Below are 24,328 nucleotides of genomic sequence, written 5' to 3' on the forward strand. Positions count from 1 at the left end.
GCCTGGATTCACCGTGAGCAAACAACCCGACCGCCTTTTCGCCCAACCTCTGGAGCAAGTCCCCGACTTCGTGTTCAACGAAGATGTGGTGCGTGTGTTCCCGGACATGATCAAGCGCTCGGTGCCCGGTTACCCGACCATCGTCGAAAACCTCGGCGTGCTGGCCGCGCGCTTCGCCCAGCCGAACTCTGCACTTTACGATCTGGGCGCCTCGCTGGGCGCCGTCAGCCAGTCGCTGCGCCGCCATGTGCGCAGCGACGGTTGCCGGGTGATAGCGGTGGACAATTCCGCCGCCATGGTCGAACGTTGCCGCCAGTACCTCACCGCCCAGGACTCGATGTTCCAGGAACTGCTGCCGGTCGACGTGCTGGAAGCCGATATCCTCACCCTGCCCTTCGAGCCGGCTTCGGTGGTGGCAATGAACTTCACCCTGCAGTTCATCGCCCCTGAACAACGCCTGGCGCTGCTCAGCCGGATCCGCCAGGCGCTGCTGCCCGGCGGTGCGCTGATCCTCTCGGAGAAACTGCGCTTCGCCGATGACAACGAGCAGACCCTGCTCAACGAACTGCACCTGGACTTCAAGCGGGCCAATGGCTACAGCGAACTGGAAATCGCCCAGAAGCGCAGCGCCATCGAGAACGTGATGAAGCCCGACACCCTGCAAGCCCATCAGGAACGCCTGCACGCGGCCGGCTTCACCAAGGTGGTGCCGTGGTTCCAATGCCTCAATTTTGCCTCGCTGATAGCCCTGCCATGATCGATCTGTCCCCCCTCGTCCGCCGCCTGGCGGGCACGCCCCTGGCTTCCTGGTCCCAGGGCCTGCAAGCACAACTGCAAGCCAAGCTGGAAAAAGGCCACGGCGACCTCGACCGCTGGCGCGGCGCGCTGGATGCGCTGCCGGCCCTGCAGCCCAGCGAAATCGACCTGGCTGATGGCCTGCGCCTGGATTGCGAGTGCGATGACGCCACCCGTGCGCAGATGCGCCAGGCGCTGATGGGCCTGTCACCTTGGCGCAAGGGGCCGTTCGACCTGTTCGGCGTGCATGTCGACACCGAGTGGCGCTCGGACTGGAAGTGGTCGCGGGTCGGCCCGCACCTCGACCTCAAGGGCAAGCGCGTGCTCGACGTTGGCTGCGGCAACGGCTATTACCAGTGGCGCATGCTCGGTGCTGGTGCCGACATGGTCATCGGCGTCGACCCCAACTGGCTGTTCTTCTGCCAGTTCCAGGCCGTGCAGCGATACCTGCCCGACCTGCCCGCCTGGCACCTGCCATTCGCCCTGGAAGAGCTGCCGGCCAACCTCGAAGGCTTCGACACCGTGTTCTCCATGGGCGTGTTCTACCACCGCCGCTCGCCCATCGAGCACCTGCTGGCGCTCAAGGACTGCCTGGTCAAAGGCGGCGAGCTGGTGCTGGAAACCCTGGTGATCGAGGGCGACGAAAACCAGGTACTGGTGCCCGAAGACCGTTACGCGCAGATGCGCAATGTCTGGTACCTGCCATCGGTACCGGCCTTGGAGCGCTGGTTGCGCCGCGCCGGGTTCAGCGAGGTGCGCTGCGTGGACGTGAGCGTTACCAGCATCGAGGAGCAGCGCAGCACCGAATGGATGCGCTACCAGTCGCTGGGCGATTTCCTCGACCCCAACGACCACAGCAAGACCATCGAAGGCCTGCCCGCCCCACGCCGCGCCACCCTGTTGGCGCGCAAATAAAAAGGGCGTCCATGTGGACGCCCGAATCACAGCTGTGCCGGGGAGCAGTGCCGGCACAGCTGCCGTTGCCTTAGTCCTTGGCCACCTCGCGGGCCTTCTCCTGCGCCTTGCGCTCGCGCTCGGCGATCGCCTGTTGCGAGTCGCCGTGCAGGCGCTCCTGGTCCTGACGGAATGCTTGCCAGAACTGCTTGGAACGTTCGCCGCCGCCTTCGGCGTAGGCGCTGGCAGCGCCCAGGGCGAGGGTCGCCAGCAACAGGTATCGGGTCAGGTTCATCATGCTTGCCTCGTTGATAAGCGATCAGACTGGGCCATCGTATCCTCGGGCAGCTAACGGCAAGGTGAGGCGCGCATTACAGTCTTGCAATGTGGCCTTGGCAGACAGGCAGATAACACCAGGATTACAAATCCGTTATCTACGCCGATGGGCCATTTGCATGCCGTAACATCCTGCGGCTTGACCCTGAAGCCCCTTCAGGCTTGAGAATCCTGCCCTTTTCCAGCCATACCGAGCCCACCCATGCGCCTGCTGATCATCGAGGACGAACTGCGTACCGCCGACTACCTGCAACAAGGCCTGCGTGAAAACGGCTACGTGGTCGACTGCGCCCACACGGGCACCGACGGCCTGCACCTGGCGCGCCAGCAGCCTTATGAGCTGATCATTCTCGACGTCAACCTGCCCGAACTCGATGGCTGGACGGTGCTGCAGCGTCTGCGCGCCGAATCGGCCACGCGAATCATGATGCTGACGGCCCATGGCCGCCTGTCGGACCGGGTCAAAGGCCTGGACCTGGGCGCAGATGACTACCTGCTCAAACCGTTCGAGTTTCCCGAGTTGCTGGCGCGCATCCGCAGCCTGCTGCGGCGTAACGATCAACAACTGCAACCGAGCACACTGCGCGTCGCCGACCTTGAGCTCGACCCCGGCCGCCACCGCGCCTACCGCGCCGGCAAACGCATCGACCTGACCGCCAAGGAGTTCGCCCTGCTCCACCTGCTGATGCGCCAGAGCGGCGAGGTGCTGTCGCGCACGCAGATCATCTCGCTGGTGTGGGACATGAATTTCGACTGCGATACCAATGTGGTCGAGGTTTCGATCCGCCGCCTGCGGGCGAAGATCGACGATCCGTTCGAAGACAAGCTGATCCACACCTTGCGCGGCGTCGGCTACGTACTGGAGGCCCGTGTGTGAAGTACGCCAGCCTGTCCCTGCGCCTGGGCCTGAGTGTGACCCTGATGGGCGCCGCGCTGATATTGCTGCTCGCCTGCCTGGCGGTGTTCGCCCTCGACCACGAACTGGACAGCCGCGCCCGCAGGGACCTCGCGCGCAAGATGTTGCAGGTGGAACATAACCTGCGGGTCGACCTGCGCAGCGAAGACCTTGGCAGCCGCGCCCATCCGTTGCTCGACCTGGTGATGGGCCACGACAACCTCAGCCTCAGCATACTGGCCCTTGAGGGGCGCCACCCGCACCTGCTCAGCCTCGGCCCGGCCCTTGAATCCCGGGTGGGCGAATTGCATACCGATGCACGGCTGAACTACCACGAATGGCGTGACAGCAGCGGTAATCAGATCCTTACCGCCACCCGGCAGATGCGCCTGCGCGACGACACCCCGGTGCGGGTGATGATGTCACTCAACCGCGCCGACGACCATGCCCTGCTGCAAGCCTACCTGCACTCGACGCTGCTGGCCCTGCCCCTGCTGCTGCTGCTGATCGGCGCTGGCGCCTGGTGGCTCGTGCAACGCGGCTTGCAGCCGCTGCGCCACTTCCGTCGCATCGCCGGCAGGGTCTCCGCCCAAGACCTGCAACACCGCCTGCCCGCGACCGGCTTACCGCTGGAGCTGGCAGAGCTGGCGCGCAGCATCAATGTGATGCTCGATCGCCTGGACCAAGGGGTGCGCCAGCTTTCGCAGTTTTCCGATGACCTTGCCCACGAGCTGCGCACCCCGCTGAGCAACCTGATGGGCAAGGCCCAAGTCACCCTGGCCCGTGAACGCGATGGCGAACACTACCGGGAAGTGCTGGAAGACAGTGTCGAAGAGCTGACCCGGCTCAACCGCATCATCAACGACATGCTGTTCCTCGCCCAGGTCAGCCAACCCCAGGCGCAGGTGGCGCTCAAGCCGCTGGCGTTGGCGGACGAAGCGGCGCAGGTGAGCGAGCTGTTTGCCTTCAGTGCCGAACTCAAGAACATCGAGCTGCGCTTGCAGGGCTGGGGGACGGCGCTGGGGGACCGTTTGATGTTCCAGCGGGCGCTGTCGAACCTGTTGAGCAATGCCATTCGCCATGGGCCTGAAGGACAGGCGGTGAAGCTGGGCATCGAGCGGCAAGGCAGTGAGGTACGGGTGTGGGTGGAGAACCAGGGGCCGGGGATTGCCGAAGAACACTGGCCGCAGCTGTTTGAGCGGTTCTATCGCGTGGGATCGGGGCGATCGCGGCTGGAGGGCGGGACGGGATTGGGGTTGGCGATCGTGAAGTCAATCATGCAGTTGCATGGGGGGCGGGTCGAGGTCCGCAGCAGGCCTGAGGGACCCACGCGGTTTACCCTGCTGTTTCGGGCTGAGTAAGGGGTTACCTGCACTGGCCCTTTCGCGGGCATGCCCACACACAGGTACTCCACAGGCCTTGAGGCTTGCGCAATACCTGTGGGAGCGGGCTTGCCGGCGATGCCATTACAGGCAGCCGAGGGATCAGCGCGAAGCCGCGACGATCAATGCCTTCATTTCGGCCACAGCGGCCTTGAAGCCGACGAACAGCGCATGCGCAACCAAGGCATGGCCGATGTTCAGCTCATTGATGCCCTTGATCGCTGCCACCGCCTCGACGTTATGGTAATGCAGGCCATGCCCGGCATTGACGATCAGCCCCTGGCCCACGCCAAACGCAACGCCATCGACGATGCGTTGCAGTTCCTCCGCCACTTCGGTCGGGGTCTGTGCATCGGCATAACGCCCGGTGTGCAACTCGATAGCCGGCGCACCGACACGGCGCGAAGCCTCGATCTGCCGCTCGTCGGCATCGATGAACAGCGACACTTCAGCACCGGTACGCGATAAGCGCTCGACCGCCGCCTTGATCCGCGCCTCCTGGCCGGCCACGTCCAGGCCACCTTCGGTGGTCAGCTCCTGACGGGTCTCTGGGACCAGGCAGATATGCGCCGGGCGAATCTTCTCGGCAAAGGCCATCATCTCTTCAGTGACGCCCATTTCGAAGTTCATGCGCGTCTGCAGCACGTCCTTGAGCAGCAGCACGTCGCGCTCCTGGATATGCCGACGGTCTTCGCGCAGGTGCACGGTAATGCCATCGGCGCCCGCTTCCTCGGCATCCAGCGCAGCCTTGACCGGGTCCGGATAGCGGGTACCGCGGGCCTGGCGCAGGGTTGCCACGTGGTCGATGTTGACGCCGAGAAGCATGCGGTTGCTGTGAGTCACGAAAGGCTCTCCTGAGGATTGAGCCACACAGCATACGACGTGCTCAGCGCTTGCGAAACAGTTCCCGGCTGACCAGCGGTTTTGCCCCCAGATGCACTGCCAGGGCCTGACGCATCAGGCGCTTGGCCGCCAGCAGGGCGCCGGGGGCGTCCCAGTCGGCATGGGCCAGGGCCAGCAGCTCGGTGCCGTTGAACAGTCCGGGCTGGGCCAGGTACACCCGTTCAAGGCCGGCATCGACCCGCAGCCGGTAGAGGCCGTCGGCTTCGATCAGGTCGTCGTTGACGTCGTGGTGGAGCGAAAAGGCGTAGCCCAAGTCCTCCAGCAACCGCCACTCAAAGGAACGCAGCAAGGGTTCCAGCGACCTTCCCTCGGCCAAGGCCTGCAGGGTCAGCGCGTAATGCTCGAACAATTCAGGCTGCGGCGCCTCGGCGGGCAGCAGGCGCATCAGCAGTTCATTGAGGTAGAGGCCGCTGAACAGCGCGTCGCCATGCAGCCACGCAGCAATACCGACCGTGTCCAGGCGCCTGACGTTCTTCAGCTCACCTTTGCCGAACAGTTCCACTTCCAGCGGTACGAACGGCCGCACCAGGCTGCCACCCTTGCCGCGTGCACGGCGCAGCACCGCACGCAGGCGGCCCTGGGGCGTGAAGAAGTCCACCAGAGCACTGGTTTCCTTGTAGGCGCGGCTGTGCAGGACGTAGGCCGGCTGCGGGGTGGGTTGGTCCATTTACGATCTCTGAGCGGGCTTGACGCGACCTCTGTAGGAGCGGCCTTGTGTCGCGAAAGGGCTGCGCAGCAGCCCCAGAATCTGTGTGCTTGTTGAGATCTTGGGGCCGCTCCGCGCCCCTTTCGCGACACAAGGCCGCTCCTACAGGTGTGCGCGCTAAGGCTTAGAGGTCGCCGTAGCCCAGCGAACGCAGGGCGCGTTCGTCGTCGGACCAGCCGCCTTTGACCTTGACCCAGAGGTTGAGCATGACCTTGGAGTCGAACAGCACCTCCATGTCCTTGCGCGCCTCGGAGCCGATGCGCTTGATCCGTTCGCCCTTGTCACCAATGATGATTTTCTTCTGGCCATCGCGCTCGACCAGGATCAGTGCATGGATGTGCAGCACGTGGCCCTGCTGCTTGAATTCTTCGATTTCCACGGTGATCTGGTACGGCAGCTCGGCGCCCAGCTGGCGCATGATCTTCTCGCGCACCAGTTCGGCGGCGAGGAAACGGCTGCTGCGGTCGGTGATGTGGTCTTCCGGGAAGAAATGATCGTTTTCCGGCAGGTGCTTGGCGATCTGGGCTTCCAGCGCGTCCAGGTTGTGGCCCTGCTGCGCGGAAATCGGCATCACTTCGGCGTTCGGCAGTTGTTCCTGCAGCCACTGCAGGTGCGGGATCAATTCGGCCTTCTCTTCCATGCGGTCGGTCTTGTTGACAGCGATGATCAGCGGGCCGGTCACGTACTGCACGCGCTCAAGCACCAGCTGGTCCTCGTCGGTCCACTTGGTGCGGTCGACCACGAAGATCACCACGTCGACGTCCTTCAGGGCGGCCGAGGCGTTGCGGTTCATGTAGCGGTTCAAGGCCTTGTCGTTGGCCTTGTGCATGCCCGGGGTATCGACATAGATCGCCTGCACGTCACCCTCGGTCTTGATACCGAGCATGTTGTGGCGTGTGGTCTGCGGCTTGCGCGAGGTGATCGCCAGCTTCTGGCCGAGGATGTGGTTCAGCAAGGTCGACTTGCCCACGTTCGGGCGGCCGACGATGGCCACGTAACCGCAGCGGGTCGGATTGTTATCAGTCATTGCCATTCTCCACGCCCAGGGCGATCAGTGCAGCAGCGGCGGCGACCTGCTCGGCGATACGCCGGCTGACGCCCTGGCCACGGCTCTTGTTGTTCAGCAGCACCACTTCGCATTCGACGAAGAAGGTGCGGCAGTGCGGTTCGCCCTGGATGTCGACCACCTCGTAACGCGGCAGCTCGCAGCTGCGCGATTGCAGGAACTCCTGCAGGCGGGTTTTCGGGTCCTTGTTGGTGTCGACCAGGGTCAGGCCTTCGAACTCGTCGGTCAGCCAGGCGAGAACACGCTCGCGCGCGGTCTGCATGTCCGCATCCAGGTAGATGGCGCCGATCAGCGCCTCCAGGGCATCAGCCAGGATCGACTCGCGGCGGAAGCCACCGCTCTTGAGCTCACCCGAGCCCAGGCGCAGGTAATCACCCAGGTCGAAGCCACGGGCCAGGCGGGCCAGGGTCTCGCCCTTGACCAGGCGGGCGCGAAGGCGCGACAACTGGCCTTCACGGGCCTGTGGGAAGCGCTCGAACAGCGCCTCGCCAGCGACGAAGTTGAGAATGGCGTCACCGAGAAACTCCAGGCGCTCGTTGTTGCGCCCGGCGTAGCTGCGGTGAGTCAGGGCCAGCAGCATCTGCTCCTGGTTCTTGAAGGTGTAGCCGAGCTTGCGCTCGAGACGGGCAAGGGAAGCACTCATGCAGCCACCCGTTGGTTGTTCAACGCGTTGTTCAAATCAACATCCTGAAAGACTGTTTGGCTGTGGTCCGTCGCGGCGAGCGGCGAATCTCTCGTTCCTTGAGAACACAGCCTATGTCAGAAATGCATTCGGCGCTGTCTGCAGGACAGCGCCGAAGGGTATCAATGGATCAGGCCGACCCGCGACAGGTTGGGCAAGTGGCTGAGCTTGGGCTCTGGCCAGCTCATCCACACCGCGAAGGCCTTGCCGACGATGTTCCGGTCCGGAACCATGCCGTGCAGCTCTTTAGGGATTTTCGGATCATCCCAGTAGCGGCTGTCGTTGGAGTTGTCGCGGTTGTCGCCCATCATGAAGTAATGGCCGGCCGGCACGGTCCATTGCTGGTCCGGCGGCATGCGATAACGGGTCATCTCCTTGCGGATCAGGTGCTCGGCTTCGCCGAGCTTTTCCTTGTACAGCTCGGCACTGCCCAGGGTACCTGGCTCGGCACCGACCAGCTGCTCGGCAATCGGCTGGCCGTTGACGAACAGCCGCTTGTCGCTGGTGTAGCTGATCTTGTCGCCCGGCAGGCCGACCACACGCTTGATGTAGTTGACGTTCGGGTCGCTTGGGTAGCGGAACACCATCACATCGCCGCGTTGCGGGTCACCCACCTCGATGACCTTCTTGTCGATCACCGGCAGGCGGATGCCATAGGAGAACTTGTTCACCAGGATGAAATCGCCCACTTCCAGGGTCGGCTTCATCGACCCTGAAGGGATCTGGAACGGTTCGACCAGGAACGAGCGCAGCACCAGCACGATGAACAGCACCGGGAAGAACGACTTGCCGTATTCGACCAGCAGCGGCTCTTTGCTCAGGCGCTCGACCACCGCCATTTCTGGTTGGGTGACGCTGCCCTGGTAGTTGGCGATCGCTGCCCGCCGGCGCGGAGCCAGGAACAGCAGATCGATCAAGCCCAGCAGACCGCAGACAAAGACGGCGATGACTAGCAACAGCGGGAAATTTAGCGACATAGGACCTAGCTATCCAACCTGAGCACGGCGAGGAAGGCTTCCTGTGGAATCTCCACGTTGCCCACCTGTTTCATGCGTTTCTTACCGGCCTTCTGCTTCTCCAGCAGTTTCTTCTTACGGCTGACGTCACCACCGTAGCACTTGGCCAGTACGTTCTTTCGGAGCGCCTTGACGGTCGTCCGCGCGATGATCTGGCCGCCAATGGCAGCCTGGATCGCTACGTCGAACATCTGCCGAGGGATCAGCTCCTTCATCTTCTCGGTCAACGCACGGCCCTTGTAGGCCGCGTTGTCGCGGTGCACGATCAATGCCAGTGCATCGACCTTGTCGCCGTTGATCAACACATCCAGCTTGACCAGGTTGGCCGACTGGTAGCGATCGAAATGATAGTCCAGCGAAGCATAGCCGCGGCTGGTCGACTTCAGGCGATCGAAGAAGTCAAGTACCACTTCGTTCATCGGCATGTCGTACCGCACTTGCACCTGGCTGCCGAGGAACTGCATGTCGCGCTGCACGCCACGCTTCTCGATGCACAGGGTGATGACGTTGCCCAGATGCTCCTGCGGCACCAGGATGGTCGCGGTGACGATCGGCTCGCGGAAATCGGCCACGGACGAGACATCCGGCAGCTTCGACGGGTTGTCGACGACGATGGTTTCGCCGGTCTTGAGTTCGAGCTCGTAGATCACGCTTGGCGCGGTGGTGATCAGGTCCAGGTCGTATTCGCGCTCCAGGCGCTCCTGGATGATCTCCATGTGCAGCATGCCGAGGAAGCCGCAACGGAAGCCGAAGCCCAGGGCGTCGGAGCTTTCCGGCATGTACTGCAGCGACGAGTCGTTGAGGGTCAGCTTCTGCAGGGCGTCGCGGAAGTCCTCGAAATCGTCGGAGCTGACCGGGAACAGACCGGCATACACCTGCGGCTGGATCTTCTTGAAGCCTGGCAGCACTTCGACCTCAGGGGTCGAGGACAGGGTCAGGGTGTCACCGACCGGCGCGCCGTGAATGTCCTTGATGCTGGCAATGATGAAGCCTACTTCACCGGCCTTCAGGTCGGCGGTCTGGGTGTGCTTCGGGGTGAACACACCGACGCTGTCGACCAGGTGCACCTTGCCGGTGGACTTGACCAGGATCTTGTCACCTTTCTTGACGCGGCCGTGGCGCACACGCACCAGCGAGACCACGCCCAGGTAGTTGTCGAACCAGGAGTCGATGATCAGCGCCTGGAGTGGCGCTTCAATATCACCTTCCGGCGCAGGGATGGTCTGTACCAGACGCTCCAGCACCTCGTCCACGCCCATGCCGCTCTTGGCGCTGCAGGCTACGGCGTCGGTGGCGTCGATGCCGATGATCTTCTCGATCTCGTCCTTGACGCGGTCCGGATCGGCCTGGGGCAGGTCCATCTTGTTCAGCACCGGCATGACTTCCAGGCCTTGCTCGATGGCGGTGTAGCAGTTGGCCACCGACTGGGCTTCGACGCCCTGGCCGGCGTCGACCACCAGCAGCGCACCTTCACAGGCTGCCAGCGAACGCGAAACTTCATAGGTGAAGTCGACGTGGCCTGGGGTATCGATGAAGTTCAGCTGGTAGACCTTGCCGTCCTGCGCCTTGTAGTTGAGCGTGACGCTGTGGGCCTTGATGGTGATACCGCGCTCGCGCTCCAGGTCCATGGAATCCAGTACCTGGGCCTCCATTTCGCGCGCCGACAGGCCACCGCACATTTGAATGAAACGGTCGGCCAGCGTCGACTTGCCATGGTCGATGTGGGCGATGATGGAGAAATTGCGGATATGACTCAAATCACTCACGGGTCAACACTCGGAAAAGGCTGCGAGCCGGACGCCCGCCGAAAAATAGCCGGGAATTGTACCTTAAGCTGCTGGGATATGGGAGATTCCTCTATCGGACTGTACACAGCATTCGTGCCTGCAATTGTGAACTTTCATGAAAAAGGGCAGCCGAAGCTGCCCTCTGCTACCCCCGAGCCCGCTTATTCAGCGAGTTTGAAGGTGATAAAGCTGGCACGGCCCTGACGCAGCACGCGCATCGACACCGAACGGTTCTTCGGCAGGTCCTTGGCAATTTCAGTGAACTGCTTGGCCGACACCACCGCCTGGTTGTTCAGGTGGCTGATGACATCGCCCGGACGCAGACCGATCATCGCCGCCGGGCCGTCCTGAACTTCCTTGATGACCACGCCACCCTTGAGCTGAAGGGTCTTCTTCTGTTCGGCGGTGAGGTCAGACACGGACACGCCCAGGCGGTTGCTGTTGCGCTCGGCGCCGCCTTCGGGGCCGGTACCGGCGCCGATGTCAGCATCGTCATCCGGCATCGGGCCGACGGCGACGTCCAGGGTCTGGCGCTTGCCGTTGCGGATGATTTCGAGCTTGGCCTTCTCGCCATCCTTCAGGCTGCCGACCAGGTGCGGCAAATCGGCCGACATGACGATCGGCTGGCCGTTCATGCTCAGGATCACGTCACCCACCTGCAGGCCGCCCTTGGCAGCCGGGCCGTTTTCCAGCACCTGCGCCACCAGGGCGCCCGCCGGCTTGTCGAGGCCGAACGATTCAGCCAGGTCCTTGTTGACCTCCTGGATCACCACGCCCAGCCAGCCACGGCTGACCTTGCCGTCTTTCTTCAGCTGATTGGACACATCGAGGGCCACGTCGATCGGGATGGCAAAGGACAAGCCCATGAAGCCACCGGAACGGGTGAAGATCTGCGAGTTGATACCGACCACCTCGCCCTTCATGTTGAACAGCGGGCCACCGGAGTTACCCGGGTTGATGGCCACGTCGGTCTGGATGAACGGTACATAGGTGTCGTTGGGCAGGGTACGGCCCTTGGCGCTGACGATGCCTTTGGTCACCGAGTGGTCGAAGCCGAACGGCGAACCAATGGCCAGCACCCACTCACCGACCTTGAGCTTCTCGGAGTCACCGAGCTTGACGGTCGGCAGGTTCTTGCCCTCGACCTTCAGCAGGGCCACGTCGGTGCGCGGATCGGTGCCGATCAGCTTGGCTTGCAGCTCGCTGCGGTCAGACAGGCGGACGATGATCTCGTCGGCATCGGCGACCACATGGTTGTTGGTCAGTACATAACCATCGCTGGAGATGATGAAGCCCGAGCCCAGCGACATGGCCTCGCGCTGGCGGTCACCGCGCGGCGAACGCGGCTGCTGTGGCATGTTGCGTTCGAAGAACTCGCGGAACATCGGCGGCAGGCCTTCGAGGTCCGGCATCTGCCCGGAGGCGACACGGTCCGGCAGTTTCTGCTTGGTGCTGATGTTGACCACGGCCGGCGAGGCCTGCTCGACCAGGGTGGTGAAGTCCGGCAGGGCTTCATCGGCCTGGGCACTGAGCACCTGGCCGAGCATCAGCACGGCGGCGAACATCGTTAGGTAGGATTTCAAACGTGGTATTGACATACGGCTCCCGTCACAACGAGCGGTAGTTGGAAATAGCCCTGCACAAAGCAGCAAAGGCCAGACTCCTGGAAGCCTGACCTATAAAAAATTTGCCGAAGGATTGCAAATGACAATGCTTTAATTTCATTTCAGCCGCGTGTCCGTTCGCCTTTGCATTGCCCTTGATCCGGCCCGCAAAAGCGCGCCGTCACTGGCGCGCCTGGGCATCCTGAGGCCGCATCGACAGCGCGATACGTTCTGCCGTACCCAGCGGTATTTCGCCCACCACGGTGACCTGAACTTTGCCTTTGGGCGTGTTCAGTCGCCGGGAAACGGCCGAGGTCGGGCCAAGCTGGGTGCGTACATCGGCACCGGCGTCATCCTTCACGGGTTCGAGGAACACCGAGAAACGGGCCAGGCCATCGTCATACATCAGGCTGCTGATCGAACTGTTCCGCTCCGGGTCGCGGCGTACCGTGCTGTTGATCAGTTCGAAGCCCGGCGGCAGCCAGTCGGAGCGCCAACCGCCAACCGCCTCGCGGGTGTTGTTGGCCACATGCTCGACAGGCTTGCACGCGGCGCTGGCTTGCAGCTCCTGGTCGGTAGGCAAGTCGTCGGTGTCCAGGCGGGTCATCTGGAAGCGCTCGAGCAGTTGCCCTTTGTCATTGAGCATCAATGAGCGCAGCGGCAAGCCGGTACGGCGGTCCAGATGGAGTTCGAATGCGTAGCGGTGCTGGTCACGCGGTGTCAGCGTGACAATCACCGCGTCACGGTCTGCAACCCGAGACTTGCCCGCCACCGTGAGGTCATACCAGCTCATCAGTTTCAGAGGATCGAGCGAGCGCTGTGCAGAATCGGGAGGGTTGCCCACCCCGCTTGCCAAGGCACCACTGACGCACTGCACCTTACCGTCCACGCGCACGATTTCCTGGGCGGAGCCATCGAGCTGAAGAAGCCGCTCGCTGACCTTGCCGTCCTGAACGCGATGCCAGATATCGTGGGAAGAGAAGCTGCCGTTACGTTCGTAGACGAAAGAGCCTTGGTAGCTCTGGTTTTGCTCGGCCTGTGCCAGCTTGTTCAACCATTCGCTCGCCTCGGGCGAGGAGTTGGCCGCCAACGCTGGCACCGTCATGCAGCTGCCTAACAGCAGCGACAGGAGAGGTAGCGCGCGCATGATCCTCCTTACTTAGCGGTTTTCCAGGCTGGCGGCGCGGGCGTACGGCAATGCGGTTTCAGTGCCCTTGAGCGCGGATTCCTGCGCATGCTGGCGCAGATAGCCTGGCAGACGCTGATCCCAGCCGGCCTGGTTCTGCAGCACGCCGTTGGCCATCGGCCCGGTCGGTTGCTCACTGCTTTCACTATAGCCTGCCAAAACAGCCGGGCCCTGACTTTGTGGCATGCTCAGGCCTTGCTGCGCAGGCTGCTGGGCAGCCAGCTCGGCGCCGGTGATCTCGTCCTGGTTGTACATGCGCACACCCGCCAGCACCGCTACGGTGACCGACGCAGCGACGGCCAGGCGGCCAATGCTACGCCATGGGCCCTGCTTGACCTTGGCCGGCACGGCTTCGTCAGCCAGCGCGGCGGAGACCGCCGAGGCGATATCCAGGTTTGGCAGCAACAGCTCCTTGTGCATCGCTGCGCGGGCTACCTGGTAACGCGACCAGGTGGCACGGGTTTCGGAATCGTCGACGGCATTCAACACCCGGCGTAATTCCAGTTCGTCCGCTTCGTTATCCATAACCGCGGACAGCGATTCCTGCAAAGCTTCACGACTCATGGCGGTTCCTCTCTTGGCTGTCGCCGCTGTCTCAGGTTTCCTGCAACAACGGCTGCAGGGCTTTGTCTATGGCCTCCCGAGCGCGGAAGATTCGAGAGCGCACGGTACCCACCGGACATTGCATGACGCTGGCAATGTCTTCGTAACTCAACCCGTCGAATTCACGCAGGGTCAATGCCGTGCGCAAATCTTCGGGCAGTTGCTGGATGGTGCGATGGACAGTGCCTTCGATTTCATCCCGCAACAACGAGCGCTCTGGGGACTCGAGATCCTTGAGACCATGATCGCCGTCGTAAAACTCCGCATCCTCGGAGCTCACATCGCTGTCTGGTGGCCGTCTTCCACGGGACACCAGGTAGTTCTTCGCCGTGTTGATGGCGATGCGGTACAGCCAGGTATAAAACGCACTGTCACCGCGAAAATTGCCAAGCGCACGGTAGGCCTTGATAAAGGCTTCCTGCGCCACATCCTGGGCCTCGTGGGTGTCGTGAACGAACCGCACGATCAACCCTAGAATCTTGTGCTGATACTTCAGCACCAACAGATCGAACGCTCGCCTGTCTCCGCGCTGCACGCGCTCGACAAGCTGCTGATCCTCTTCCTGGGTTAGCATGAACACTCCTCAGTGAACTCGAAGGAGCGTTGCCACAGCCTTTGTTCAGGCTTGCAACCATAGACTCGGGCTTTGCGCAAAAGTTCTCCCCTCCAAGCAAGTTTCCTGCGGCCCTTGGTCGGCTCGCACGGAAGACGCGGCACGGTCACGGCCCGCTGCGTCGATAATCAGGATTCGAATACGCAGGTGTCAGCCCGTATAGAGCTGCCGCCCGCGTCGCCGCGGCAAATTATGGCGTGCGGGCAGCCTTCATAGGATTTCCGGCCGTATCGGAAAGTTCCCACAAAGATTGACGCAACGTCCGTAGTGGCATGGAAATTGGCTACCGCAGGCTGCTATAAAGGCACCCCGGCCAGCATTCACGATAGTTTCACATTGCCATCTGCACGTGACTATTGTGCCGCGCCCTTTCCAAAGATTACTAGTGTCCCGACATGAGCCAACAATTCCAACATGATGTCCTGGTGATCGGCAGCGGCGCAGCCGGTCTCAGCCTGGCACTGAACCTCCCCGGCCATCTGCGCATTGCCGTGCTGAGCAAGGGCGACCTGGCCAACGGCTCGACCTTCTGGGCCCAGGGTGGGGTCGCCGCCGTACTCGATGACACCGACACCGTGCAGTCGCATGTCGAAGATACACTCAATGCCGGTGGTGGTCTGTGCCACGAAGAGGCTGTGCGCTTTACCGTCGAGCACAGCCGCGAAGCCATCGAGTGGCTGATCGAGCAAGGTGTACCGTTTACCCGAGACGAACACTACAGCGTCGATGATGGCGGTTTCGAATTCCACTTGACCCGTGAAGGCGGCCACAGCCACCGACGCATCATCCATGCTGCCGACGCCACCGGCGCGGCGATTTTCACCACGCTGCTGGAGCAAGCCCGCAAGCGCCCGAACATCGAGCTGCTGGAGCAACGCGTGGCGGTCGACCTGATCACCGAGCGCCGCCTGGGGCTGGCGGGTGACCGATGCCTGGGGGCTTACGTACTGAACCGCAGCAACGGAGAGGTCGACACCTTCGGAGCGCGCTTCACCGTGCTTGCCACGGGGGGCGCAGCCAAGGTCTACCTTTATACCAGCAACCCTGACGGCGCCTGCGGCGATGGCATTGCCATGGCCTGGCGCGCCGGCTGTCGGGTGGCGAACCTGGAGTTCAACCAGTTCCACCCGACCTGCCTGTACCACCCCCAGGCCAAGAGCTTTCTGATCACCGAAGCCTTGCGTGGCGAAGGTGCGCTGTTGCGCCTGCCCAATGGCGAGCGTTTCATGCCGCGCTTCGACCCGCGTGAAGAACTGGCACCGCGCGATATCGTCGCCCGCGCCATCGACCACGAAATGAAGCGGCTGGGCGTCGACTGTGTCTACCTGGACATCACCCACAAGCCGGCCGATTTCATCAAGGGCCACTTCCCCACCGTATATGAGCGCTGCCTGGGCTTCGGCATCGACATCACCCGTCAGCCGATCCCGGTGGTTCCTGCGGCCCATTACACCTGTGGCGGAGTCATGGTCGATGATCGTGGCCACACCGATGTCCCTGGCCTGTACGCCATCGGCGAAACCAGCTTCACCGGCCTGCATGGTGCCAACCGCATGGCCAGCAACTCGTTGCTGGAGTGCTTTGTCTATGGCCGTGCCGCAGCGGCGGACATCGAGGCGCATCTGGATCAGATCGACATGCCCAGAGCCCTGCCCTGCTGGGATGCCAGCCAGGTCACCGACTCCGACGAAGACGTGATCATCGCGCACAACTGGGACGAGCTGCGGCGCTTCATGTGGGACTACGTGGGTATCGTGCGCACCAGCAAACGCCTGCAGCGCGCCGAGCACCGGGTTCGCCTGCTGCTCGACGAGATCGACGAGTTCTACAGCAACTACAAGGTCAGCCGCGACCTGATCGAACTGCGCAACCTGGCTCAGGTAGCCGAGCTGATGATTCGCTCGGCAATGCAGCGCAAGGAAAGCCGCGGGCTGCATTACACCCTGGATTATCCGGGGATGCTGCCCGAGGCCAAGGACACCATCCTCAGCCCGGCCTGAACAAGGCAGCGAACCTGCGCCGGCTGAACTTCAGCCTCACTCGCAAACGTCGGTGCTGGTCAGCATCCAAGGCATCCCGTGGCACGCACTGGCTCTCGCCAAGCCAGTGCCCTGCCCTGACGAACCGCAACACCACCAGCCCCGGCAGCGCCACGCTGTCCCGAGCCAAGGCCACCGGCTGCCAGCCCAGCGCCCGGCTGAAGACCTGCCAGCCCGTCGCATCGCGGCGCAAACCGGTAACGGCACGGGGATCAGTCAGCAGGATGCGCAGGGGAATCACCTAGCGAGCGTGGGCGATACAAGCAGCAAGCATACAAAAGCCGAGCCACCAGGGCAGCGCGCTCAGCCACAAGACCAGTAGCGCCAGCCCCTGGCAACCCAGGTAGGCCGCCAGCAGCAGGCGTGAGCCCTGCCAACGGCACTGGAAACACTCACTTGGGCTGGACACGATCCAGAATGATGCGGACCATGCGCTGCAGCTCCGGGTCTTCCGACTCGGTGCGCTCCATGAACCAGCCGAACATGTCCTGATCTTCACAGCTCAACAGGCGGACATAAAGTTCGCGGTCGGCTTCGCTCAGGGTCGGGTAGACCTCCTGGGTGAATGGCACCAGCAGTACGTCCAGTTCCAGCATGCCGCGGCGGCTGTGCCAGAAAAGCCGGTTGAGTTCAGTTTGTTCGACCATGGGGCCCTCCTCGAATGGTCGCGCAGTATACCGCGCAGTGAACGAAGCGGCACAGGGCGTTGGTCTAGTCACCTACCTATTTTGTTACTGGCGTTCTATGATGGCCCCCAGTCTTTAGCCACCGCGATGACCCATGGCCGATTCCGCTTTCTTCAGCCCCCTGTCCCACGAGGGCATCCTCGCCGTCCGCGGCTCCGACGCCGGCAAGTTCCTGCAGGGCCAGCTGACCTGCAACATCAACTACCTCAGCCTGGAGCACGCCAGCCTTGGCGCGCGCTGCATGGTCAAGGGGCGCATGCAGTCCAGCTTCCGCATCCTGCCCGAGGGCAACGGTTACCTGCTGGCCATGGCCAGCGAGTTGCTGGAGCCTCAACTGGCAGACCTGAAGAAGTACGCCGTCTTTTCCAAGGCCACGCTCACTGATGAGAGCGCAGCCTGGGCACGCTTCGGCCTGCAAGGTGGCAGCGCCGCGCTGCAGGCACTGGGCCTGGACCTCCCGCCAGCGCCGGGCAGCACCGTTCGCCATGATGGCCTGATCGCTATTGCAGTCTCCGCCGACCGTGCCGAACTTTGGGTACCGGTAGCCCAGGCCGACAGCGTTCGCCAACAACTGGCAGCCGCATTGCCGCAAGGCAGCCTCAACGACTGGCTGCTCGGGCAAGTGCGCGCCGGTATCGGCCAGGTCACGGGCCCGACCCGTGAGCTGTTCATCCCGCAGATGATCAACCTGCAGGCCGTTGATGGCGTGAGTTTCAAGAAAGGCTGCTACACCGGCCAGGAAATCGTCGCGCGCATGCAGTACCTGGGCAAGCTCAAGCGCCGCCAGTACCGGCTGGCACTCGAGCAGCAGGCTATTCCCGCTCCGGGAACGGAAATCTTCTCGCCGACCCATGGCTCGTCAGTTGGCGAGGTCGTGCTGGCCGCCAGCACAGGGCAGGGTTGCGAGCTGCTAGCGGTGCTCAGCGCCGAGTCGGTAGAGGACGACAACCTGCACCTGGGCAGCCTCGAAGGCCCCAGCCTGCAGGTGTTGAGCCTGCCGTACGAGCTGGACCGCGATCAGGAAATCCAGCGCTGAACAGTGCACCACCCTTGCCGTTGAGACGTTCATGAACAAGCTGGCCGAGATGGTTCAAGCGCAGTTGCTGGCTGCCATCGATAACGATGACCTGGTCCTGCCAACCCTGCCCGAGGTAGCCCTGAGCATTCGCGAGGCCGCCGAAGACAGCGAGATCAGCGTTGCAGCCCTGAGCAAGGTGATCGGCCGTGATGCCGCCCTGTCGGCGCGCCTGATCAAGGTGGTCAACAGCCCGCTGTTGCGTGCCGCGGTCGAAGTCACCGACTTGCACACGGCCATCACCCGCATGGGCATCAACTACAGCTGCAACCTGGCCATCGGCCTGGTGATCGAACAGATCTTCCATGCCCGCTCGCCGGCAGTTGAACAGAAGCTGCGCGATATCTGGTCGAACAGCCTTGAAGTTGCCGGCATCAGCTACGAAATTTGCCGCCGTTTCACCCAACTGAAACCCGACCAGGCAACACTCGGTGGGCTGGTCAACCAGATCGGTGCACTACCAGTGCTGATCTACGCCGAAGAACACAACGAGCTGCTTTCCGACCCGGTCTGCCTGAATTATGTGATCGAGCAGATCCAGCCAGTACTGGGCGACAAGATCCTCTCTTCGTGGGAGTTTCCCGAGCAGCTGGTCAACCTGCCGAGCCAGGTCCAGGACCTGGACCGGCGCACCGACAAGGTTGACTACATCGATGTGGTGCAGATCGCCAAGTGCCTGAGCCAGCGCGCGCGCAGCCGGCCGTTGGCGGCGTTGCCTGCTTATCGCCATCTTGGGCTGCCGTTTGGCACCGAACTGGAGGTTGCCGAGTTGCTGGAAGCGCGGAGCATGTTGCGCTGACTTGTTTTGCCTGCGCCGGCCTCCTCGCGGGCATGCCCGCGAAGGGGCCGGCACAGGCAACCCATCAGTCGGCAATAAAACTCACCCGCACTTTCAACCCGCCCTTCTCGCCATCATGCAGGCTGATCTGCGCCAGGTGCGCCCTGCAGATTTCACCGACGATGGCCAACCCCAGCCCACTGCCCTGCACGCCCCTGCGATAGAAACGCTCGAACACCCGCTCACGCTCTGCTTCGGGAATCCCCGGCCCATCATCCTCGACCTCCAGCACTGCCGGCGCCAGCACCCGCAGGATCACATTGCCGCCCGTCGGGGTATGCGCCAGCGCATTGTCCACCAGGTTGCTGAGCAGCTCGTTGAGCAGCGTCGGCTCGCCCTTCAACCACACCGGCGCCTCGGCCTCCAGGGCCAAGGCGACGCCCCGGTTGTAGGCCAGTGGCGCCATGGCCATGCCCAGTTCACGGGCCAGCTGGCTCAGATCCAGGCGCTGGGCACCGCCTTCGGCAATCGCCCGGGCACCGTTCTCGACCCGCGCCAGCGACAGTAACTGATTGGCCAGATGAGTCAGGCGATCAGTGCCTTGTGCAGCCGACTCCAGGGTCTGCCGCCATTCTTCGGGCTGCTGCGAACGCAACCCCAGCTCGACTCGCGCCTTCAGTGCCGCCAGCGGTGTGCGCAGTTCGTGGGCAGCCTCGGCAATGAATTGCGCCTGGCGTTCGAACTGCCCGCGCAATCGTTCGGTGAAGTGATTCAAGGCGCGCACCAGTGGGCCGAGTTCACGTTGCACCTGGACCACCGGCAACGCCCGTAGGTCATCCGGCTGACGCTCCTCTACCGCCGTACGCAGGCGCTCCAGCGGGCGAAGTGCCGCGCTGACCGCGAACCCCACCATGACCAGCGCGCCCAGCGCCAGCATACCCAGACGCAGCAGGGTATCGGCCATCAACCCACGGGCCATGCGCACCCGCGCCTCTTCGGTCTCGGCCACGCGGATTTCCGCCATGCCGTTCATGTTCGGCTCGCTCACCGCCTTCAGCAGGCTGACCACTCGCACATCCTGGCCAAGATAGGTGGCGTCGTAGAAGCGCGCCAGCGCCGGATAGTCGTCAGTGCGCGGCGTGCCGGGCGGCGGTGGCGGCAAGTGCTCATAACCGGAAATCAGCTTCTGATTGATGTCCAGAACCTGATAGTAGATACGCCCGGCGCTGTCGTAGGCGAAGGTGTCCAGCGCCACATAGGGCACATCGGCGCTCAGGCTGCCGTCCCGCTGGGACAGCCCGGCAGCGATGGTCCGCGCCGAAGCCAGCAAGGTGCGGTCATACGCGGTATCGGCTGCTTCGCGACCGTTCCAGTAGGCGCTAAGGCCGCTGGCCAGCATCAGTACCACCAGCAGCAGTGCCAGGTTGCCCAGCAGCCGCCCGCGCAAGCTGCCGTTGTCACGCATCGCGGTGCTCGAGCAGGTAACCCAGGCCACGGAAGGTGACGATGGCGACCGAGTGGCCATCGAGTTTCTTGCGCAGGCGATGGATGTAGATTTCGATGGCATCAGGGCTTGCTTCTTCATCCAGGCCGAATACCTGGGCGGCCAGCTGTTCCTTGCTCATCACCCGGCCCGGGCGGGCGATCAGAGCCTCCAGCACGCTCTGTTCGCGCGAGGTCAGGGTCAGGTTGTCCTCGCCGAGGCTGAAGCGCCGGGTGTCCAGGTCATAGACCAGCGGCCCGCAGCGCTGCTGGCGTTCGCCGCCCAGCACACTGCGCCTGAGCAGCGCCTTTACCCGGGCTTCAAGTTCGGTCAGTTCAAAAGGCTTGGCCAGGTAATCATCGGCGCCAAGGTTCAGGCCATGCACACGGTCCTTCACATCGCTGCGCGCGGTGAGCATCAGCACCGGCAAGGTCTTGCCACGACCGCGCAGGCGCGCCAGCACCTCGAAACCGTCCATCCGCGGCAGGCCCACGTCGAGCACGGCAACGGCATATTCCTCGCTGGCCAAGGCCAGGTCGGCAGCTACGCCATCGTGCAATACATCCACGGTCAGGCCTTGGCTCTTCAGGGCCTGGGCCACGCTTTCGGCCAGTTGCAGATGGTCTTCGACCAACAGCACACGCATCGGATTCTCCCTGCTCGGGTGGGGCGGTGGCGCGGAGTGTACCGCTGTCGGCAAGCCTGTGAAGCCCCTCGGAACAAACCTTTCACGCTGAAAGGTTAGCGAAAGGTTCATTACCTAGCATCGCACCACGGTCGCCCCACGCGCCGAAAAAAAGCACCAGCAAGGTGCAACGAATAAGAACAAAAAAACGGAGTCATCCCGATGCTGTCATCGCAGCCTCAGGCGTTCGCGCCTAGCCGTTACCTGTCCGCACGTCCTTCTGCCATCGCCTGCGCCCTTGCACTTGCCGGTGTCGCCCCGCTGAGCCAGGCCGCCTTCTTCGAAGACAGCACGGCGACCTTCGAAACCCGCAACATGTACTTCAACCGCGACTTCCGCGATGGCACCAGCGCGCAGCAATCCAAGCGCGACGAGTGGGCCCAGGGCTTCATGCTCAACTTCGAGTCCGGCTATACCGATGGCACCGTGGGCTTTGGCCTGGATGCGCTGGGCATGATGGGCATCAAGCTCGACTCCAGCCCCGACCGCACCGGCACCGGCCTGCTGCCGACCCACGATGACGGCAAGGCTGCCGACGAGTATTCCAAGCTCGGCCTGACCGGCAAGGTCAAAGTGTCGAAGACCGAACTGAAGATCGGCACCCTGATCCCGGAACTGCCGACCCTGCAGCCCAACGACGGGCGCATCCTGCCGCAGACCTTCGAGGGCGGCCTGCTGACCTCCCAGGAGATCAAGGGCCTGACCTTCACCGGCGGGCGCCTGGACAAGGCCAAGGACCGCAACGACACCAACTGGGAAGACCTGGCCCTCAACAACAAGAACGGCCGCTTCGGTGGCACGTTCAGCGCCGACAACCTCGACCTGGCCGGCCTGGACTACAAGTTCACCGATCGCATCACCGGCAGCTACCACTTCGCCCAGCTCGACGACATCTATCGCCAGCACTTCATCGGCATGCTTGCCACCCAGCCGTGGGGCCCGGGCACCTTCGGCGCCGACGTGCGCCTGGCGATCAGCGACGATGCCGGCGCGGCCAAGGCCGGGCGCATCGACAACACCACCTTCAACACCATGCTCAGCTACAGCCTGGGCGGGCACAAGGTCAGCGCGGCCTGGCAGCAGCTTTCCGGCGACAGCGCCTTCCCCTACGTCGATGGCGCCGATCCATACCTGGTCAACTTCGTCCAGATCAACGACTTTGCCGGTGCCGACGAGCGCTCGTGGCAAGCGCGCTACGACTACAACTTCGCCGCCCTCGGCGTCCCCGGCCTGACCTTCATGACCCGCTACATCAACGGCGACAACGTCAGCCGTGCCGCCGGTGGCGAGGGCAAGGAGTGGGAACGCAACACCGAACTGAAGTACGTGGTACAAAGCGGCCCGTTGAAGAACGTCGCCGTGCGCCTGCGCAACGCCACCTTCCGCTCCAACTTCGCTCGCGATGCGGACGAAGTGCGGCTGCTGGTGAGCTACAGCGTAGCGCTCTGGTAACCCATGCGGTAACCCAAAACAAAAACGCTCACGGAGACATTCGATGACCTTTTCACTGCGCCGCCTCGTCCTCGCCACCGGCTGCCTGCTGTTGGCCGGCAATGCCCTCGCCGCCGAACCGAAACGCCCTGAATGCATCGCCCCGGCCTCGCCCGGCGGTGGCTTCGACCTGACCTGCAAACTGGTGCAGAGCGCCCTGGTGGAGGAGAAGATCCTCAGCAAGCCGATGCGCGTGACCTACATGCCTGGCGGTGTCGGTGCAGTCGCCTACAACGCCGTGGTTGCCCAGCGCCCGGCCGACGCTGGCACTCTGGTGGCCTGGTCCAGTGGTTCGCTGCTGAACCTGGCCCAAGGCAAGTTCGGCCGCTTCGACGAGAACGCGGTGAAGTGGTTGGCCGCAGTCGGCACCAGCTATGGCGCCATCGCGGTGAAGAGTGATTCGCCCTACAAGACCCTCGACGACCTGGTCGCGGCACTGAAGAAGGACCCGAGCAAGGTGGTGATCGGCTCCGGCGGCACCGTCGGCAGCCAGGACTGGATGCAGACCGCACTCATCGCCAAGGCCGCTGGCATCAACCCGCGCGACCTGCGCTACGTGGCCCTGGAAGGCGGCGGCGAAATCGCCACCGCGCTGCTGGGTGGGCATATCCAGGTCGGCTCTACCGACATCTCCGACTCCATGCCGCACATCCAGAGCGGCAACATGCGCATCCTCGCGGTGTTCTCGGAACATCGCCTGGACGAGCCGGAGATGAAAGATATCCCCACCGCCAAGGAACAGGGCTACGACATCGTCTGGCCGGTGGTGCGCGGTTTCTACCTGGGGCCGAAGGTGAGCGACGAAGACTACGCCTGGTGGAAAGACTCGTTCGACAAGATGCTGGCATCGGAAGACTTCGCCAAGCTGCGTGACCAGCGCGAGCTGTTCCCGTTCGCCATGACCGGTGCGGAGCTGGACGGCTATGTGAAGAAGCAGGTGACTGAGTACAAGGCACTGGCCAAGGAATTCGGCCTGATCCAGTAAGCCCCATGCGCGGTCCGCTCTTTGTGGGAGCGGCCTTGTGTCGCGAAAGGGCTGCGCAGCAGCCCCGGCAATATGCGCAGCGCCGCTGAAATCCTGGGGCCGCTACGCGGCCCTTTCGCGACACAAGGCCGCTGCCACAAAGGCTCCGCGTCTCGTCGATAACAACGAGGATTCCTTCATGATCCTGCAACGCATCTTCGCCCTGGCCCTGCTGGCGGTGTGCGCCGCCCTGGCCGTGATGGCCTGGCCTTACCAGGCCGCGTTTTCCTACGAACCGGTGGGGCCACGCGCCTACCCGTTGCTGATGCTCGGCCTGATGAGCCTGGGCTTGCTGTACCTGGCCATCCGCCCCACGCCTATCGTGCGCAAGGACGACGAGCCGGCGCTCGACCGCGAAACCCTGATCAAGATCACCGCCTGCGTCGGCCTGCTGATCATCTTCGCCGCCACCTTTGAAGCCCTGGGCTTCATCCTCAGCGCCATCCTGGTCGGCATCCCCATGGCGCGCCTGTATGGCGGCCGCTGGTTGAACAGCACCCTCGTGGTGGTGGGCATGAGCGTGTTCCTCTACTGGCTGTTCGACCGCGTCATGGACGTACCCCTGCCCCTCGGCCTGCTGAGCGTACTGGAGAACTGAC

Annotated in this window: 24 protein-coding genes and 1 pseudogene; 10 read left to right on the forward strand and 15 right to left on the reverse strand. The window is 63.2% G+C overall.

Annotated elements, in window-relative coordinates; all coding sequences use genetic code 11:
• The first annotated feature begins 13 nt into the window (after positions 1-13).
• Positions 14-757 carry a carboxy-S-adenosyl-L-methionine synthase CmoA gene (gene cmoA, locus CQW31_RS24705; protein ID WP_099815624.1) on the forward strand — a complete coding sequence of 248 codons (744 nt, stop codon included), beginning with the start codon at positions 14-16 and terminating at the stop codon, positions 755-757.
• Entirely contained in the window at positions 754-1,710 is a 957-nt protein-coding gene (gene cmoB, locus CQW31_RS24710; RefSeq protein ID WP_099815625.1) for a tRNA 5-methoxyuridine(34)/uridine 5-oxyacetic acid(34) synthase CmoB, read from the forward strand. Before cmoA ends, cmoB begins: the two co-directional genes overlap by 4 nt.
• 70 nt (positions 1,711-1,780) lie before the next feature.
• Here the strand turns inward: cmoB and CQW31_RS24715 are convergent, their stop codons facing one another.
• Positions 1,781-1,984, reverse strand: a complete 204-nt coding sequence (locus CQW31_RS24715) for a hypothetical protein (RefSeq protein WP_099815644.1) — start codon at positions 1,982-1,984, stop codon at positions 1,781-1,783.
• Between the two features lie 243 nt (positions 1,985-2,227).
• On the opposite strand from CQW31_RS24715, the gene CQW31_RS24720 reads away from it, so the two are divergent.
• Both CQW31_RS24720 and CQW31_RS24725 read left to right on the forward strand, forming a co-directional pair.
• Positions 2,228-2,902 carry a heavy metal response regulator transcription factor gene (locus CQW31_RS24720; protein ID WP_054884998.1) on the forward strand — a complete coding sequence of 225 codons (675 nt, stop codon included), beginning with the start codon at positions 2,228-2,230 and terminating at the stop codon, positions 2,900-2,902.
• Positions 2,899-4,281 carry a heavy metal sensor histidine kinase gene (locus tag CQW31_RS24725; protein WP_099815626.1) on the forward strand — a complete coding sequence of 461 codons (1,383 nt, stop codon included), beginning with the start codon at positions 2,899-2,901 and terminating at the stop codon, positions 4,279-4,281. Before CQW31_RS24720 ends, CQW31_RS24725 begins: the two co-directional genes overlap by 4 nt.
• Positions 4,282-4,404: 123 nt before the next feature.
• On the opposite strand, the gene pdxJ is transcribed toward CQW31_RS24725, so the two are convergent.
• From pdxJ to rpoE, 10 genes are all read right to left on the reverse strand, one after another.
• Positions 4,405-5,127: a pyridoxine 5'-phosphate synthase gene (pdxJ, locus tag CQW31_RS24735; protein WP_189660492.1), complete on the reverse strand. Its 723-nt coding sequence runs from the start codon at positions 5,125-5,127 to the stop codon at positions 4,405-4,407.
• 61 nt (positions 5,128-5,188) lie between these two features.
• Positions 5,189-5,872: a DNA repair protein RecO gene (gene recO / locus CQW31_RS24740; RefSeq protein WP_099815627.1), complete on the reverse strand. Its 684-nt coding sequence runs from the start codon at positions 5,870-5,872 to the stop codon at positions 5,189-5,191.
• 163 nt (positions 5,873-6,035) lie between these two features.
• A complete protein-coding gene (gene era / locus CQW31_RS24745; RefSeq protein WP_099815628.1) occupies positions 6,036-6,938 on the reverse strand; it encodes a GTPase Era in 903 nt (300 codons plus the stop codon).
• A complete protein-coding gene (gene rnc / locus CQW31_RS24750; protein WP_027917873.1) occupies positions 6,931-7,620 on the reverse strand; it encodes a ribonuclease III in 690 nt (229 codons plus the stop codon). Before rnc ends, era begins: the two co-directional genes overlap by 8 nt.
• A gap of 161 nt (positions 7,621-7,781) precedes the next feature.
• Entirely contained in the window at positions 7,782-8,636 is an 855-nt protein-coding gene (lepB, locus tag CQW31_RS24755; protein WP_054885003.1) for a signal peptidase I, read from the reverse strand.
• Positions 8,637-8,641: 5 nt separating this feature from the next.
• A complete protein-coding gene (gene lepA / locus CQW31_RS24760; protein WP_054885004.1) occupies positions 8,642-10,441 on the reverse strand; it encodes a translation elongation factor 4 in 1,800 nt (599 codons plus the stop codon).
• A gap of 182 nt (positions 10,442-10,623) precedes the next feature.
• Positions 10,624-12,060, reverse strand: a complete 1,437-nt coding sequence (locus CQW31_RS24765) for a DegQ family serine endoprotease (RefSeq protein ID WP_099815629.1) — start codon at positions 12,058-12,060, stop codon at positions 10,624-10,626.
• Positions 12,061-12,247: 187 nt separating this feature from the next.
• On the reverse strand, positions 12,248-13,213 hold the full coding sequence (locus CQW31_RS24770) for a MucB/RseB C-terminal domain-containing protein (RefSeq protein ID WP_099815630.1): 966 nt from the start codon (positions 13,211-13,213) through the stop codon (positions 12,248-12,250).
• A 12-nt stretch (positions 13,214-13,225) separates the two neighbouring features.
• Entirely contained in the window at positions 13,226-13,816 is a 591-nt protein-coding gene (locus CQW31_RS24775; RefSeq protein ID WP_054885007.1) for a sigma-E factor negative regulatory protein, read from the reverse strand.
• Between the two features lie 31 nt (positions 13,817-13,847).
• Entirely contained in the window at positions 13,848-14,429 is a 582-nt protein-coding gene (gene rpoE, locus CQW31_RS24780) for an RNA polymerase sigma factor RpoE (protein ID WP_003252049.1), read from the reverse strand.
• Positions 14,430-14,863: 434 nt separating this feature from the next.
• Between rpoE and nadB the strand changes: the two genes are divergently transcribed.
• On the forward strand, positions 14,864-16,468 hold the full coding sequence (gene nadB / locus CQW31_RS24785) for an L-aspartate oxidase (protein ID WP_099815631.1): 1,605 nt from the start codon (positions 14,864-14,866) through the stop codon (positions 16,466-16,468).
• On the opposite strand, the pseudogene CQW31_RS24790 reads toward nadB, so the two are convergent.
• A pseudogene (locus CQW31_RS24790) lies at positions 16,455-16,916 on the reverse strand (protein YgfX). The gene nadB and the pseudogene CQW31_RS24790 overlap by 14 nt on opposite strands.
• Positions 16,900-17,154, reverse strand: coding sequence for a succinate dehydrogenase assembly factor 2 (locus tag CQW31_RS24795; RefSeq protein WP_008094993.1), 255 nt, complete (start codon positions 17,152-17,154; stop codon positions 16,900-16,902). Before CQW31_RS24795 ends, CQW31_RS24790 begins: the two are co-directional and overlap by 17 nt.
• Positions 17,155-17,287: 133 nt before the next feature.
• Here CQW31_RS24795 and CQW31_RS24800 point away from each other — a divergent pair, with 133 nt between their 5' ends.
• Both CQW31_RS24800 and CQW31_RS24805 read left to right on the forward strand, forming a co-directional pair.
• Positions 17,288-18,229: a folate-binding protein YgfZ gene (locus CQW31_RS24800; RefSeq protein ID WP_054885010.1), complete on the forward strand. Its 942-nt coding sequence runs from the start codon at positions 17,288-17,290 to the stop codon at positions 18,227-18,229.
• Positions 18,230-18,260: 31 nt separating this feature from the next.
• On the forward strand, positions 18,261-19,067 hold the full coding sequence (locus CQW31_RS24805; protein ID WP_099815632.1) for an HDOD domain-containing protein: 807 nt from the start codon (positions 18,261-18,263) through the stop codon (positions 19,065-19,067).
• Positions 19,068-19,131: 64 nt separating this feature from the next.
• Here the strand turns inward: CQW31_RS24805 and CQW31_RS24810 are convergent, their stop codons facing one another.
• Both CQW31_RS24810 and CQW31_RS24815 read right to left on the reverse strand, forming a co-directional pair.
• Positions 19,132-20,511, reverse strand: a complete 1,380-nt coding sequence (locus CQW31_RS24810) for a sensor histidine kinase (RefSeq protein ID WP_099815633.1) — start codon at positions 20,509-20,511, stop codon at positions 19,132-19,134.
• The gene (locus tag CQW31_RS24815; protein WP_054885013.1) at positions 20,504-21,175 is read right to left on the reverse strand and encodes a response regulator; all 672 of its coding nucleotides are present in this window, start codon (positions 21,173-21,175) and stop codon (positions 20,504-20,506) included. Before CQW31_RS24815 ends, CQW31_RS24810 begins: the two co-directional genes overlap by 8 nt.
• A 201-nt stretch (positions 21,176-21,376) precedes the next feature.
• On the opposite strand from CQW31_RS24815, the gene CQW31_RS24820 reads away from it, so the two are divergent.
• The 3 genes from CQW31_RS24820 to CQW31_RS24830 all read left to right on the forward strand — a co-directional run bounded on the left by CQW31_RS24820 (position 21,377) and on the right by CQW31_RS24830 (position 24,327).
• Positions 21,377-22,666, forward strand: a complete 1,290-nt coding sequence (locus tag CQW31_RS24820) for an OprD family porin (RefSeq protein WP_054885014.1) — start codon at positions 21,377-21,379, stop codon at positions 22,664-22,666.
• Positions 22,667-22,709: 43 nt separating this feature from the next.
• A complete protein-coding gene (locus CQW31_RS24825; protein WP_054885015.1) occupies positions 22,710-23,690 on the forward strand; it encodes a tripartite tricarboxylate transporter substrate binding protein in 981 nt (326 codons plus the stop codon).
• Positions 23,691-23,868: 178 nt separating this feature from the next.
• Positions 23,869-24,327: a tripartite tricarboxylate transporter TctB family protein gene (locus tag CQW31_RS24830; protein ID WP_054885016.1), complete on the forward strand. Its 459-nt coding sequence runs from the start codon at positions 23,869-23,871 to the stop codon at positions 24,325-24,327.
• Position 24,328: the final 1 nt, after the last annotated feature.

The organism is Pseudomonas sp. 382, from assembly GCF_002759075.1.
In the GTDB taxonomy this organism is placed as follows: Bacteria; Pseudomonadota; Gammaproteobacteria; order Pseudomonadales; family Pseudomonadaceae; genus Aquipseudomonas; species Aquipseudomonas vlassakiae.